This window comes from Cellulomonas humilata, assembly GCF_013359775.1.
Lineage (GTDB): Bacteria > Actinomycetota > Actinomycetes > Actinomycetales > Cellulomonadaceae > Cellulomonas > Cellulomonas humilata.
Window position 1 is genome coordinate 183,067 of sequence record NZ_JABMCI010000069.1, and the last position, 13,155, is coordinate 196,221.

A 13,155-nucleotide genomic window follows, 5' to 3' on the forward strand; every position below is an offset into this window, starting at 1 on the left:
GGCAGCAGCGTAGTCGCCCCTGCCGGGGCCTCAGGCGGTCGGTGAGACGGCGAGCGCGGTCGCGGTGGCGTAGGCCTCGGACACGGCGGCCAGGTGGGCCTGCGCCACGTCGCGGGGCACCAGACCCGTCGCCGCGACGCCGTCGAGGTCGTTCTCCTCGTGCGCCATCACCGCGGCCAGGACCGGTCCGTACACCCCGGTCTGGTCGCGCAGGGCGTACGCGATCTGCTCGGACACGCCCGAGCGCTCGACCAGCGACTCCACGGACAGGTGCTCCTGCGCGGCGACCGCCGAGAGGAGACCGACCGTGTACCCGGCGTCCGAACCGATGAGCGTCCCGCACGTCAGTGCGCGGGCGAGGATCGACCAGAGCGCGCCGACCGTCGCCGGCCGCGCGTCGACCAGCGAGGCCATGGCCAGGGCGCTGAGCTGCCGCGGGCCCAGGAGGACGACGGCGTGGCGCACGGAGTCGATCTGGCGCCGCACCCCGGACGCGCTGGAGTTGATCATGGACAGCACGCGCATGCTCAGCTCGGGGTCCGACTCGACCGTGTGGACGACCGACTCGTGGTCGGGCGACTCCGCCGAGAGGAGGCGGACCAGGGTGAGGCACTGGATCTCGCCGGCGCGGAACTCGCGACCGGTGCCCTCCGGGCGGCGCTCGAACATCGGGCCCTGGAGGAGGTCGACGCCGAGGTCGAGGGCGAACGCGATCGACTCGGTCGTCGCGACGCGCTCCCCGATGACGCGGACGTCGGGGTGCTGGTGGGCGCGACCGACCAGGTCCACGAGCCGGTCCTGGGAGCGGCCCATGTGGACCTTCACCACGTCGACCAGGGGGAGCAGGGCGTCCTGCGCGGCCGTGCCGGTGTAGTCGCCGATCGCCAGGCCGTAGCCGAGCAGGCGCAGCGTGATGAGCCGTTCGGCGGTGTCGGGCCGTCCTGCCAGCGATGCGGGGATCTCGAGGGCGAACCCGGAGGAGGCCGCGGGTGCGGGCACCCGGCCCAGGAACAGCCCGGAGGTCGCGCGGAGCATCAGCGGTCGGTCACCGGCGATCGTCGTGGGGTCCAGCGTCGCGTAGGCCTCGTCGAGCTGGTCCTCGACCTGGCTCTCCGGGAGCAGCGCGCCCTCGGCGTCGTGCACCTCGGCCCGCACCGCGTACCCGAAGACCGACCGGTCCGGGTGCACGATCGGCTGCCGCAGCAGGGTGGCGCCGCGCGTGAGGCGGTCGGAATCGTTCAGCACGCTCATGTCTCTCCCCGGTGATGTTCCGTCGACCCACCCATCGGTCGAGGGGGCGAGGACCTGAGGCGTCGGGGAGAGCCTGCTCAGGCGACGGGTGCCCGCAGGGGCCAGTCCCCGTCCAGCACCACCTGGGCGGCGTGACCCGTGCGGGTGTCGATGACGATCGGGGCGAGCAGGTTGACGGTCGGACCGTCCTGCGGGCCCTGCCCGGGGTGGACCACCGCGAGCACGGCGGTGTGCTCGGCGTCCGCGTCCCACGCGAGCGCACCCGCGTCGATCACGGGGGTGTAGTCGGGGAAGTGCGCCGCGGGGCTGACGACGAAGAGGCGCACGGGTGCGTCGGACTCGTCGGCGGGGACGCTGCGCAGCGCGAACAGCACGCCGCCCTCGTCGAGCGCCTCGAGGGAGTACCGCACGTGGCCCGGCAGCCCGAGCAGCGGCGTGGAGAGCTCGAGGAGCGCCGGGACGTCGACCGAGCCGGCGTCGGCGCCGGCCACGCGCACGGTGGCCTCGGCGGTGGGCGTGCTCATCGCAGGAAGTCCAGGAGCGAGGGCTGCAGGACCTTGCTGGCCGCACCGAGGGCGCCCTGGTAGGCGACCTCCTGCATCTGGAGCTCGAGGATCACCTCGGCCAGGTCGATGTCCTCGATGGCGGAGAGCTGCGTCTTCACCGTGAGCTCCTGGTCCTGAAGTGCGCTGGTCGCGGTGATGATCTGGGCGTGCCGTGCACCCACCGAGGAGACCTCCGTGAGCATCGCCTCCATGCGCGAGTCGATGGCGGCGAGGTGGGCCGTCGGGTCACCGCCGGACCGCAGCGTCGCGGCGACCGTGTCCAGCAGCGCGAACACCGAGCCGCTGCCGTTGCCGAACACGGCGGCGCCGTCGGAGTCCACGCGGACGGTGTTGTTCGGGCTGACCCTGCGCTCGACGGGCAGTGCCGTGGGGCTGCCGGAGAACGCGTAGCCGGCGCCGAAGGCCTCGCCCGCGTCGGACGTGCCGGCGAACACGGTGCGGCCCACGTAGGTCGCGTTGGCCTGGTCGAGCAGCGTGTCGCGCACGCCCTCGAGCTCGGAGGCCAGCGCCTCGCGCGACGTCGCGCCCAGCGCACCGTTGCCACCCTGGAGCGTGAGGTCGCGGGCGCGGCGCAGGGCGGCGAGCGACGAGCTCAGCGCGGAGTCCACGGTGGTCAGCCAGGAGTCGCCGTCCGAGGCGTTGCGGGCGTGCTGCGTGACGGCCCGCTGGTCGCCGCGGAGCCGGAGCATGTCCGAGGCGCCCGCCGGGTCGTCGGACGGCAGGTTGATCTTCTTGCCGCTGGACATCTGCGCCTGGAGCCCGGCCATGGCGGACAGGTTGCCCTGGAGGTTGGCCAGCGTCTGGCGCTGGACCGTCTGATGTGTCACACGAGAGATCACTGCGACTACCTCCCCACGAGGCCGGTGCGGTTGATGAGGGTGTCGAGCATCTGGTCGATCGCGGTGAGCACGCGTGCCGCACCCTCGTACGCGCGCTGGTACGCGAGCATGTTCACGGTCTCCTCGTCGGTGTCGACGCTCGCCTGGGCGAGCTGTTGCGCGGCGGCGGTCGCGCGGGCGGACTCCGCCACCTTCGCACGGGAACCCGCCGACGCGGTGCGCACACCGAGCTCGACCACGGTCGTGCTCCACGTGGCGTCGGGGCCGTCGGCCGCCGTGGCCAGCTGGGCGATCTTGTCGCCCACCGAGCCGTCGAGGGCCCCGCCGCCGGGTGCGGCGACCGCGACGCCGGCGGGGTCGGTCACGGCGACGGTGAGCCCGAGCGCCGGCGGTCGTCCCGCGGCGAACGTGAAGAAGTCCCCTCCGGGGGCGCCGGTGCCCGACGTCACCGCGCCTGAGTGCAGCGCGTTGACCTGGGTGGCGATCCTCGTCGCGAGGGCGTCGTACCGCGCCGCGGCCTCCGTGAGGATGCCGCCGGTCCCGGTGCCGTCCGTGGGCGCGAGGGTCGAGAGCAGTCCGGCGACGCGGCCGCCGTCGAGCCCGGCGGAGCGCGTGGGGTGCGCGGCCCACACCACGGTGACGGCCTGGCCGTCGACCGGCGGGACCGCGGTGGCGTCGCCGGTGGCCTGCGCGAAGCTGGTGGCACCCTGCACGGCCAGCGCCTGCGCGCGGTTCCCCGAGACGAGGGCGTTGCCGCCGACGAGCACGTCGACCTGCCCGTCCGGGCGCACGGAGATGGCGGCGCCGGCGAGCGCGGACAGCGACGTGACGAGCTGGTCGCGCTGGTCGGCGAGCTCGTGCGCCGTGCCGCCGCCGTTGGTGATGGACAGGATGCGGCCGTTGAGGTCGGCGACGCTGGCCGCGGTGGTGTTCACCTGGTCCACCAGGGCGACCGTGGAGGAGCGGGCCTGCGTCCACTGCGTCCGTGCCGCGTTGTGGAGGGTGCCGATCCGGTCCACGACCGCGCGGGCGTCCTCGAGCAGCACGGCCTTGGCCGACCCCTTGTCGGGGGTGTTGGCGACGTCGTGCCAGGCGCCCCAGAACGTGGACAGCTGGCTGGACAGGCCCGTGGTCCCCGGCTCGCCGACGCTGGTCTCCAGCGCGGCGTACGCCTCGGCGCGGGCAGAGAGGTAGGAGGCGCCCGACGTCTGCGTGCGCAGGCGGGCGTCGAGGAACACGTCGGCGAGCCGGTCGATGCCCGAGACGCGCGTCCCCTCGCCGGTGCCGTCGGACGTCGAGAACATCGACGGGACGGTCGCGGCAGGGAGTGCCGCCAGCGTCGCGCGCTGCCGGGTGTACCCGACGGTGTTGGCGTTGGCGATGTTCTGCCCAGCGACGTCGAGCGCCTGCCGCTGCGCGATGAGCGAGCTGAGGGCGGTGCCGAGGCCGGAGAAGGTGCTCACGGGTGCCCTTACAGCGATCGGTCGACGAGCTGGGCGGTGGGTGCTGCGCCGGCGGCGTGACCGGAGCCGTCGTACGTGTGCACCTCCTGCAAGGACAGGAGCGTCTCCTGGGTGGCGCGGTGGGACATGGCCAGCAGCTCGCGGTTGCCGTCCGCGAGCATCGAGATCTCGGTGGTGAGGGACGCGAACGCGTCGCGGTGCGCGCGCAGGAGCTCGTCCCAGGGGGCGGGCGCCCGGTCCGCGAGCTCGGCGAGGCTGGAGCCGGGAGCGAGGCCGAGCATGGCGGCGACGGCGTCGGCCTCCGCGGCCCGGCCGAGCTCGGCCGAGCGGATCTCGTCGAGGACGGTCTCCACCTCACGGGTGGCGTGGCCGAGCCAGCGGCTGCGGCCGCTGGTGAGGATCATCTGCTCCTCCTCCAGCTTGAACAGGAGCAGCTCCAACAGGGTGCGCTCGCGCCAGAGCACGTCGGACAGCCGGGTCAGTGCCATCGAGCTCCACCTCCTCTCTTCCCGGGCGTGAAAGGCCACGGTGCTTCTGCAGCCACCTATCGGGTGGTCACCCCCGCATCGTGACTGTTCCGGGTCGACGAGTTCTGCGACGTGTGCCCGGATTTGTGACGGCGCGCCCATGACAGTACGGCTCAGCACCCATGACTTGGGCACAGTCGAAGCGCTTCCGAACTGGACGATCGTCCTACTTTCCCAGTCAGAGGTGTGGCCACGCTCCCATGACTGTGATCTACGTCACAGTGCCTGCAACCGGGTGGTAGCACCCCCCGACGGATCCCGCATGATCACGCGGGAGAACCGCGAATAACGATTCACTGGCCTCACAGCGTGCTCATATGTTGGTGCCGATGGTCCCCTAAAGACGTCGCCCCGGGCTACCGAGCGACTGCGGGTGACCAACTCCGCAGCCTCCGTCGACGACCTCGTCCTCGCGAACCTGCCCCTCATCGGGTACGCCGTGAGCGAGCTCCTGCACCGCGTCCCGCCGAGCGTGTCGCGCGACGAGCTCGCCTCGGCCGGCAGCCTCGCGCTGGTGCTGGCGGCCCGCGCCTACGACCCGACGACGGGGGTGCCGTTCGCGCGGTACGCCTCTCTGCGGATCCGCGGCGCGCTGCTCGACGAGCTGCGGTCCATGGACTGGGCGTCACGCGGAGCCCGGCAGCGGGTCCGCGAGCTGGCCGCCACCTCCGAGCGGCTGACCGCCGCCCTGGGGCGCGCACCGAGCCGGACCGAGCTGGCCGGCGCCATGGGTACCGACGTCGCCGCGGTCGACCGCGCCGCGCAGGAGACCGCCCGCCGCGTGCTGAGCATCGACGCCGCCGACCCCGCCGTCACGGACATGGTCCGCGACGACTCGCCCAACCCGGAGGAGGCCCTGCTCACCGCGGAGCGCCTGCACTGGCTGCGCGCCGCGGTGCACACGCTGCCCGAGCGGCTGCGCGTCGTGGTCGAGGGCATCTTCCTCCAGGACCGCTCCGTGGCCGAGCTGGCCGACGAGCTCGGCGTCACGCAGTCCCGCATCAGCCAGCTGCGCACCGAGGCCCTGAGCCTGCTGCGCGACGGGCTGAACGCCAACCTCGAGCCCGACCTCGTCCACACGGGCGAGCGCCCGGACGGCGTGGCCGAGCGTCGCCGGCAGATGTACTTCGCCTCCGTCGCCGCACGGGCCGCCATGGCGAGCACCCCGTCCGCCGTGCCGGGCGTGGTGCCGACGCAGCGCGCCGCGGCCATGCCGGCCGTCTCGGCCTGACCAGAAAAAACTCGTCGGTCAGAACTTCTCAGACCGACGCGGGGCAGCCGATGGACAGGTCAAGCCCACGGATGGGCTGTTCGGACCCGATTCAAGGAGGAAGATCACGATGGGTCTCTCGATCAACCAGAACATCGCGGCAGTCAACTCGTACCGCAACCTGTCCAACACGCAGAACGACCTCAGCAAGTCGCTGGAGAAGCTCTCGTCCGGTTTCCGCATCAACCGCGCAGCGGACGACGCGGCCGGCCTGGCGATCTCCGAGGGCCTGCGCTCGCAGGTCGGTGGCCTGAAGGTCGCCGCCCGCAACGCCCAGGACGGCATCTCGGTCGTGCAGACCGCTGAAGGCGCCCTGACCGAGGTCCACGCCATCCTGCAGCGCCAGCGCGACCTGGCCGTCCAGGCCGGTAACGACTCGAACAACGCCGACGCCCGCACCAACATCAAGGCCGAGTCGGACAGCCTGTCCGAGGAGCTGACCCGGATCGCCGACTCCACCAACTTCAACGGCGCCGACCTGCTCAAGGGCGGCACCATGACGTTCCAGGTCGGCGCGGGCAGCGATGCCACGACCAGCCAGATCGACGTCGACCTCGCGGACATCTCCGGGCTGGGTGCCACGATCGGCGCGCTGACCTTCGACACCGCCGCGAACGCCCTCACCACGATCTCGGCCATCGACGACGAGATCAAGGCGGTCTCGACCGCTCGCGCCGAGCTCGGTGCGACGCAGAACCGGTTCGAGCACACCGTCAAGAACATCAACGTCTCGGTCGAGAACCTGTCCGCCTCGGAGAGCCGGATCCGCGACACCGACATGGCGTCCGAGATGGTCTCGTTCACCCGCGCGCAGATCCTGTCGCAGGCCGGTACGGCGATGCTCGCGCAGGCCAACCAGATCCCCCAGGGCGTGCTCTCCCTCCTGCGGTGATCCTGACCTGGGCCGCGGGTGACCCCCGCGGCCCAGGGCTCCACCCCACCGGTGGCGGGCAGGCCCACAGCCGCCCGCCACCGGTGCACCACCCGACTGCGCACTCCCCACCCTCTCGGACGGACGGCTCATGGCATCCCTCGGCATCGACGGCCTGGTGAGCGGTCTCGACACGACCTCGCTCATCAACAGCCTGATGTCGGCCGAGGCCATGCCGCAGACCCTGCTCAAGTCGAAGCAGTCCTCCACCACCACGATGGTGACCGCGCTGCAGGCGCTGAACGCCAAGGTCTCCTCGCTCGGCGACGCCGCGGCGAAGGCCGCGAAGGCCACGTCCTGGAACGCCACCGCGGCCACCACGTCGGCCCCGTCCGTCACGGCGACCACCACGACCGACGCCGCGCCGACCGCCCTGAGCTTCACGGTCGACGCGATCGCGCAGAGCCAGGTCTCGCTCACGGCGGGGTTCGCCACCCTGGCCGAGTTCACCGGCGGCGCGTCCACCGTGACGATCAAGAAGTCGGACGGCACCTTCACGGAGGTCGCCGTCGGCGCCGACGCCGCCGCGACGGCTCGCGCCATCTCCTCGTCGGCCGCGGGTGTCTCGGCGGTCGCCGTGACCGTCGACGGCTCCACCCGCTTCCAGCTGACCAGCACGGCCACAGGCGCCACCTCGGGGTTCGAGGTCTTCGCCGGCACCCGGGCCGAGGCCGAGGCGGGGACTGTCACCGCGAAGGCCCTGACGCCCATCCGCGCCGCGCAGGACGCGAGGATCACGCTCTGGCCGGGCACCGGTGCGGCGGCGAAGCAGGCGACCTCCGCGACGAACACGTTCTCCGACGTGCTGACCGGCACCAGCATCACGGTGTCCAAGGTCGAGGCCGACCCGGTCACCCTCACGGTCGCGCGGGACACGGCCGCGCTGACCGCGCTCGCCTCGGGTCTCGTCGGCTCGCTCGGGGTCGTGCTCTCGGAGATCTCGTCGCGCAGCGCGACGATCACGACGACCGACAGCGACGGCCGTGCGCGAGTGACCGGCGGCTTGTTCTCCGGCGACAGCGCGGTGCGCGGGCTCCAGCAGCAGCTGTCGTCCGCCGCCTCCTACGGCGTCGACGGCATCTCCCCGTCGGAGGTCGGCATCACGGTCGCCCGGGACGGCACCTTCGCGTTCGACAGCGCCAAGTTCGCCACCGCGCTCGCGGCGGACCCCGAGAAGGTGCAGAAGGTGATCGCCGGCCTCGCGCAGCGCGTCGCGGACGTGGCCACGAGCACCAGCGACAAGTACGACGGCTCCCTGACGCGCAAGATCACCGGTCAGCAGTCGTTGGTCACCGACCTCGGCAAGCAGATCGAGAGCTGGGACACCCGGCTCGCCCTGCGCCGGGACTCCTTGCAGAAGACCTACTCCGCCCTCGAGGTCACTCTCTCGGGCTTGCAGTCGCAGTCGTCGTGGCTGTCCAGCCAGCTCGCCTCACTGTCGTCCTCCAGCTGACCCGACCCAGTCCGACCGATCGAAGGGCACCTCTCATGCACAGCGTCCGCTCCCGGTACGTGACCTCCGCGGTCGAGACCGTCGGCCCCGCCCGCCTGCTCACCATGCTGTACGACCGGATGCTGCTCGACGTCGACCGCGGCGTCGAGGCGCTCCAGTCCGGCGACCGGGTGGAGGCCAGCACCCACCTCCAGCACGCTCAGGAGATCGTCGCCGAGCTCATGGTCAGCCTCCAGCCGGACGGCTGGGAGGGCGGCGAGCAGCTGATGGCGATCTACCGGTACCTCCTGGCCGAGCTCATCGGTGCCAGCGCCCACGGCGACGCCGACCGCGCGCGGACGTGCCGGGACCTCGTGCTCCCGCTCGCGGACGCCTGGCACGCGGCCGCGGACGAGCTCACGCGGGCTGCCGCACCGGCTGCCCTGACCGTCCCCGTCGCGACGACCGACGCCGTGATGGGCGCCAGGCTCCTCGGCGTCGGCTGACATGGCCACCGTGACGTCGGGCGCGCCCGCCGGCGCGGTGACCGACCTGTGGGTCGCCGCCTGGTCGGAGGCCCTCGACGAGCTGGAGCTGGACCTCGCGGGTGCCGAGGCCGTGCTCCGCGACGCCCACCTCGCCAGCGTCGGCGAGGTCGCGCGCGCCGCCGCGTGGCACCCCCGCAGCGACCTCGGTCCGCTGCCCGCAGCCCTGCACGTCCGCGCGCAGGCGCTCCTGGACCGCCAGCTCGACACCGCCCGGCGCACCGCCGAGGCGATCACGCGCAGCCGCCGGCAGATCGCCGCGACGCGCGCCCTGCAGGGCCGCCCGGCGGACACCGCCGCGGTCTACGTCGACGCCGAGGCCTGAGCCCGCCCGACCGAACGGGTGAAGCGGGACCGGGGTCGCCGGAAGTCCTACACAGGGGCCCCCGCCAGTCGATGGGTGGACTGAGCACGGATCGCTCGCACAGCAGGCCACGGATCGGCCGACCTCGTTCCTCGTCGGTGAGGGTGGGTCCCGTCATGGGCATGTTCGACTCCGTGAGCTCCGTCGCGCTGAACAGCGCGCTCGACGGTCTCGCCCTGCGCCAGCGCGTCATCGCGAACAACGTCGCGAACATCCAGACGCCCGGCTACCACGCGCAGCGGGTCTCGTTCGAGGACGAGCTGTCGCAGGCGGTGCGGCACGGCGGCGGCGCGGTCACCGCGCAGGTGGCCCGGTCGCTGGAGCCGACGCGCGAGGACGGCAACAACGTCAACCTCGACACCGAGACGCTGCTCAACGTCGACACCAACCTGCGCTACCAGCTGGCGACCCAGGCGATCTCCGGGCAGTTCGCCTCGGTGCGCGCCGCGATGCGGACCAGCTGATGACGATCTTCGGCGCCATCGGCATCGCGAGCACCGGCCTGACCGTGCACCGCAAGTGGCTCGACGCCGTGAGCGACAACCTGGCGAACGTGAGCACGGTCCGGGGTACCGGCGAGGACGCGTTCCGGCAGAAGTACGTGGTCGCCCAGGAGATCCAGGGGGGCGGCGGCGTGCAGGTGGCCGCCACCGTCGAGGGCTCCGCGGAGGGCCGGCTCGTCTACGAGCCCGACCACCCGCTGGCCGACGAGCAGGGCTACGTGCGCTACCCCGACATCGACATGTCCAGCCAGATGACCCAGCTGATCATGGCCCAGCGCGGCTACCAGGCGAACGCCGCCGTGGTGGACCGCGCCAAGGAGACCTACGCAGCCGCCCTCCAGATCGGACGATGAGCATGAGCCTCGCCCTCACCGCGGTGTCCGCGGTCAGCCCCACCTCCTTCGTCGGCCCCACCGCCGCGACGACGGCTGCCGACCCCGCGTCGGGCGCCGGGTTCGCCTCGGTGCTCGGCTCGATCGACCAGCTCCAGGGGCTCCAGTCCACGTCCAACAACCTCGCCGTGCAGGCCGTGACCGGTGACCTCGACGACATCCACGACTACACGATCGCCGCGGCCGAGGCGTCGACGGCGATCGAGCTGACCGCCGCGGTGCGCAACAAGGCCGTCGAGGCGTTCTCCGAGATCATGCGGATGCAGGCCTGATGCCCGCGCAGATGCAGGCGGCCATGAGCCGGATGACGGCGGCCGCCAAGGAGTTCTCGCTCGCCCAGCGCACGCTCGTGATCATCGGCGTCGCGGTGCTCGTGCTCGGCGCCGTGGCGCTGAGCAGCTGGCTGTCCAAGCCGACCATGAGCCCGCTGTTCACCAGCCTGTCCGGCGCGGACGCCAGCGCGGTCGTCGACGAGCTCGAGTCGGCGGGCGTCTCCTACCAGCTCACCGACGGCGGCTCCACGGTGCTGGTGCCGGCCGACCAGCTCTACAACCAGCGCATCAAGCTCGCCGCGGCCGGTCTGCCCACCAACTCCGACGGCGGCGGGTACTCGCTGCTGGACGACATGCCGATGACCTCCTCGGAGTTCCAGCAGCAGAAGACCTACCAGCGCGCGCTCGAGGGCGAGCTGGCCAAGACGATCAGCGCGATCGACGGCGTCGACGCGGCGACCGTGCGGCTGGCCATGCCCGAGGACTCGGTGTTCGTCTCCGAGAAGGCGGACCCGACGGCGTCGGTGTTCGTGCGGACCCGTGCCGGTGCCACGCTCGGCGCCGACCAGGTGCAGTCGATCGTCCACCTGGTGTCCGCGGGCATCGAGGGGATGGAGCCCAACGACGTCGCCGTCGTCGACTCCGCCGGTCAGGTGCTCTCCGCCGTCGGCACGGGTGCCACGGGCGGCGGGCTCGCGGGCCGGCAGACCAACGAGTACGAGGAGCGCGTGCGCAGCGCGGTCCAGTCGCTGCTCGACCAGGTGGTCGGTGCGGGCCACTCGGCCGTCACGGTGACCGCCGAGCTCGACTACGACGAGTCCCAGCGGACCCTGGAGCAGTTCTCCGTCAGCGAGGGGACGCCGCCGCTCGCGTCGTCCACCACGAAGGAGGACTACACCGGCTCCGGGGGGACCGCCACCGGCGTGCTGGGCCCCGACAACATCGCGGTGCCGGAGGGCGCGTCCGGGACGGGCACCTACACGTCGACCACCGAGGACGTCACCAACGCGGTGAACAAGAGCACCGAGGTGACCACGGCGGCGCCCGGCGCCGTCGAGCGTCAGTCGGTCGCGGTCGCGGTGGACACCGAGGCTGTCGCCGGGATCGACATGGCGGACCTCTCGCAGATGCTCGCGGCCGCCGCGGGCATCGACACCGAGCGCGGCGACACGATCGCGGTGCAGAGCATGGCGTTCGACACCTCGCAGGCGGAGTCGGCCGAAGAGGCGTTCGCCGCGGCGGACGCCGACGCGAAGGCCGCCGCCAGCTCGTCCTTCATCCGGCAGGCCGCGATCGCGGGGGCCGCCCTGCTGCTGGTCATCATCGTGGTCATCGCGCTGGCCCGCCGGTCCGGCAAGTCCCGCCGGACGGCGATCGACCTGGGCGAGATCCCCCTCGGCCGTGGCCCGCACGACCCGCTCGGGATCGAGGGCGTGTCCGCCGACGACCTGCCGGCGCTCCCGGCGGCACCCCGCCAGCTCGCCCCTGACCCGGTGGCGGTCAAGCGCGCCGAGATCGGTGCGCTCGCGGACGACCAGCCCGAAGAGGTCGCCGACCTGCTGCGGGGCTGGCTCGTGGGCTCCGGCTCGTCGTCGGGACGTGGCCGGTGAGCACGCTGACGGGGTCGCAGAAGGCGGCGATGCTCCTGGTCCAGCTGGGCCGGGACCGCGCGGCGCGTGTGATGGCGCAGCTGGACGTCGCGGAGATCGAGGAGCTGACCGCGGAGATCCTCCGGCTGGACCGCGTCGACCAGGCGATGGCCGACGAGGTGCTCGAGGAGTTCTACGCGGCGTCGGTCATCGGACCGGGCGTGGGTGGTGGGCTCCTGCTGGCGCAGCACCTGCTGGAGGCGTCCCTGGGCGTCGAGCAGGCCGCCGGGATGATGGAGCGGCTCCAGACGAGCATGGCCGGTCAGCCGTTCGAGTTCCTCCAGCAGGCCGACGCCCGGCAGGTGATCTCGCTGCTGTCCGGCGAGCACCCCCAGGCGATCGCCCTGGTGCTGGCCCACCTGCGTCCCGAGCACGCGTCCGCGATCCTCGCGGGGCTCGAGCGGGACCTGCAGGGCGAGGTCGCGCACCGGATCGCGCTCATGGAGCGGGCGTCGCCCGACGTGGTCGCCGTGATCGCCGACTCGCTCCAGCGCAAGGCCTCGACGGTGCTGGCGCCGCGCGAGCTGGCCCCCGTCGGGGGTGTGCAGCCGCTCGTGGAGATCATCAACCGCGCCGACCCGACCACGGAGAAGCTGATCCTCGAGGGGCTGTCCAGCCGCGACGAGGCGCTGGCCGAAGAGGTCCGCAGCCGGATGTTCGTGTTCGGCGACATCGTCCTGCTCGAGGACCGTGCGATGCAGCTGGTCCTGCGGCAGGTGGAGACGCCCGAGCTCTCCGTGGCGCTCAAGGGCGTCTCGGACGAGGTGCGCGAGACCGTGCTGCGCAACCTGTCCGAGCGTGCCCGGGAGAACCTCGTGGAGGAGATCGACCTGCTCGGCCCGGTGCGGCTGTCGCAGGTGGAGGACGCCCGTGCCGGGATCGTCCAGGTGATCCGCCGGCTCGAGGAGAGCGGGCAGATCGTGATCCGTCGCGACGGGGAGGATGAGTACGTTGCGTGAGCAGCTGTCGTTCGTGCCCCTCGGCGCGCCCGCCGCCTCGGTGCGCGCGCAGGTCGCCACCGCGTTCCGCCCTGCCGTCCTCGACGTGCCCCGGGTGGACGTCGCGGTCCGCGAGTCCTCCCGCGCCGCGGGGTTCGCGGCCGGGTTCGCCGCCGGAGCCCGTGAGGCCGCCGCGTCCGCCGCGGTGGAGGC

The 13,155-nt window shown here is 72.5% G+C and carries 16 protein-coding genes; 11 read left to right on the top strand and 5 right to left on the bottom strand.

From position 1 onward, the window contains the following. Nucleotides 1–30: 30 nt before the first annotated feature. The 5 genes from HP550_RS17005 to flgN form a co-directional block, all read right to left on the bottom strand. The gene (locus HP550_RS17005) at nucleotides 31–1,251 is read right to left on the bottom strand and encodes an EAL and HDOD domain-containing protein (protein WP_175348864.1); all 1,221 of its coding nucleotides are present in this window, start codon (nucleotides 1,249–1,251) and stop codon (nucleotides 31–33) included. A gap of 77 nt (nucleotides 1,252–1,328) precedes the next feature. Further along, nucleotides 1,329–1,775 (bottom strand): flagellar assembly protein FliW, encoded by a 447-nt coding sequence (locus HP550_RS17010; protein WP_175348865.1) that lies wholly within the window; start codon nucleotides 1,773–1,775, stop codon nucleotides 1,329–1,331. After that, nucleotides 1,772–2,644, bottom strand: coding sequence for a flagellar hook-associated protein FlgL (flgL, locus tag HP550_RS17015; RefSeq protein WP_343048234.1), 873 nt, complete (start codon nucleotides 2,642–2,644; stop codon nucleotides 1,772–1,774). The genes HP550_RS17010 and flgL overlap by 4 nt, the downstream gene beginning before the upstream one ends. A gap of 17 nt (nucleotides 2,645–2,661) precedes the next feature. Then, complete coding sequence (flgK, locus tag HP550_RS17020) at nucleotides 2,662–4,119, bottom strand: flagellar hook-associated protein FlgK (RefSeq protein WP_175348867.1); 1,458 nt, start codon at nucleotides 4,117–4,119, stop codon at nucleotides 2,662–2,664. A gap of 8 nt (nucleotides 4,120–4,127) precedes the next feature. Next, nucleotides 4,128–4,607 (bottom strand): flagellar export chaperone FlgN, encoded by a 480-nt coding sequence (gene flgN / locus HP550_RS17025; RefSeq protein WP_175348868.1) that lies wholly within the window; start codon nucleotides 4,605–4,607, stop codon nucleotides 4,128–4,130. Nucleotides 4,608–5,019: 412 nt separating this feature from the next. Here flgN and HP550_RS17030 point away from each other — a divergent pair, with 412 nt between their 5' ends. The 11 genes from HP550_RS17030 to HP550_RS17080 all read left to right on the top strand — a co-directional run. Beyond that, entirely contained in the window at nucleotides 5,020–5,877 is an 858-nt protein-coding gene (locus HP550_RS17030; RefSeq protein ID WP_175348869.1) for a sigma-70 family RNA polymerase sigma factor, read from the top strand. A gap of 109 nt (nucleotides 5,878–5,986) precedes the next feature. Further along, the gene (locus HP550_RS17035; protein WP_175348870.1) at nucleotides 5,987–6,808 is read left to right on the top strand and encodes a flagellin N-terminal helical domain-containing protein; all 822 of its coding nucleotides are present in this window, start codon (nucleotides 5,987–5,989) and stop codon (nucleotides 6,806–6,808) included. Nucleotides 6,809–6,938: 130 nt separating this feature from the next. Then, nucleotides 6,939–8,300, top strand: a complete 1,362-nt coding sequence (gene fliD / locus HP550_RS17040) for a flagellar filament capping protein FliD (RefSeq protein WP_175348871.1) — start codon at nucleotides 6,939–6,941, stop codon at nucleotides 8,298–8,300. Nucleotides 8,301–8,335: 35 nt separating this feature from the next. Beyond that, a complete protein-coding gene (locus HP550_RS17045) occupies nucleotides 8,336–8,785 on the top strand; it encodes a flagellar export chaperone FliS (RefSeq protein ID WP_175348872.1) in 450 nt (149 codons plus the stop codon). A 1-nt stretch (nucleotide 8,786) separates the two neighbouring features. Continuing rightward, on the top strand, nucleotides 8,787–9,149 hold the full coding sequence (locus tag HP550_RS17050; protein WP_175348873.1) for a hypothetical protein: 363 nt from the start codon (nucleotides 8,787–8,789) through the stop codon (nucleotides 9,147–9,149). Nucleotides 9,150–9,310: 161 nt separating this feature from the next. Beyond that, nucleotides 9,311–9,652 carry a flagellar basal body rod protein FlgB gene (locus tag HP550_RS17055; RefSeq protein ID WP_175348874.1) on the top strand — a complete coding sequence of 114 codons (342 nt, stop codon included), beginning with the start codon at nucleotides 9,311–9,313 and terminating at the stop codon, nucleotides 9,650–9,652. After that, complete coding sequence (flgC, locus tag HP550_RS17060) at nucleotides 9,652–10,044, top strand: flagellar basal body rod protein FlgC (RefSeq protein WP_175348875.1); 393 nt, start codon at nucleotides 9,652–9,654, stop codon at nucleotides 10,042–10,044. Before HP550_RS17055 ends, flgC begins: the two co-directional genes overlap by 1 nt. Before the next feature lie 2 nt (nucleotides 10,045–10,046). Then, a complete protein-coding gene (gene fliE, locus HP550_RS17065; RefSeq protein WP_175348876.1) occupies nucleotides 10,047–10,355 on the top strand; it encodes a flagellar hook-basal body complex protein FliE in 309 nt (102 codons plus the stop codon). Continuing rightward, on the top strand, nucleotides 10,355–11,965 hold the full coding sequence (fliF, locus tag HP550_RS17070; protein WP_175348877.1) for a flagellar basal-body MS-ring/collar protein FliF: 1,611 nt from the start codon (nucleotides 10,355–10,357) through the stop codon (nucleotides 11,963–11,965). Before fliE ends, fliF begins: the two co-directional genes overlap by 1 nt. Continuing rightward, a complete protein-coding gene (gene fliG / locus HP550_RS17075) occupies nucleotides 11,962–12,963 on the top strand; it encodes a flagellar motor switch protein FliG (protein ID WP_175348878.1) in 1,002 nt (333 codons plus the stop codon). Before fliF ends, fliG begins: the two co-directional genes overlap by 4 nt. Further along, a partial coding sequence (locus HP550_RS17080) for a hypothetical protein (protein ID WP_175348879.1) occupies nucleotides 12,956–13,155 on the top strand: 200 nt, incomplete at its 3' end. The genes fliG and HP550_RS17080, both read left to right, overlap by 8 nt.

Coding starts and splice junctions, on each gene's coding strand:
- flgN (WP_175348868.1), bottom strand. CDS start 4,607: ATGGCACTGACCCGGCTGTCCGACGTGCTCTGGCGCGAGCGCACCCTG.
- fliE (WP_175348876.1), top strand. CDS start 10,047: ATGAGCCTCGCCCTCACCGCGGTGTCCGCGGTCAGCCCCACCTCCTTC.
- HP550_RS17045 (WP_175348872.1), top strand. CDS start 8,336: ATGCACAGCGTCCGCTCCCGGTACGTGACCTCCGCGGTCGAGACCGTC.
- fliD (WP_175348871.1), top strand. CDS start 6,939: ATGGCATCCCTCGGCATCGACGGCCTGGTGAGCGGTCTCGACACGACC.
- HP550_RS17055 (WP_175348874.1), top strand. CDS start 9,311: ATGTTCGACTCCGTGAGCTCCGTCGCGCTGAACAGCGCGCTCGACGGT.
- HP550_RS17010 (WP_175348865.1), bottom strand. CDS start 1,775: ATGAGCACGCCCACCGCCGAGGCCACCGTGCGCGTGGCCGGCGCCGAC.
- HP550_RS17050 (WP_175348873.1), top strand. CDS start 8,787: ATGGCCACCGTGACGTCGGGCGCGCCCGCCGGCGCGGTGACCGACCTG.
- fliF (WP_175348877.1), top strand. CDS start 10,355: ATGCCCGCGCAGATGCAGGCGGCCATGAGCCGGATGACGGCGGCCGCC.
- HP550_RS17035 (WP_175348870.1), top strand. CDS start 5,987: ATGGGTCTCTCGATCAACCAGAACATCGCGGCAGTCAACTCGTACCGC.
- flgC (WP_175348875.1), top strand. CDS start 9,652: ATGACGATCTTCGGCGCCATCGGCATCGCGAGCACCGGCCTGACCGTG.
- HP550_RS17005 (WP_175348864.1), bottom strand. CDS start 1,251: ATGAGCGTGCTGAACGATTCCGACCGCCTCACGCGCGGCGCCACCCTG.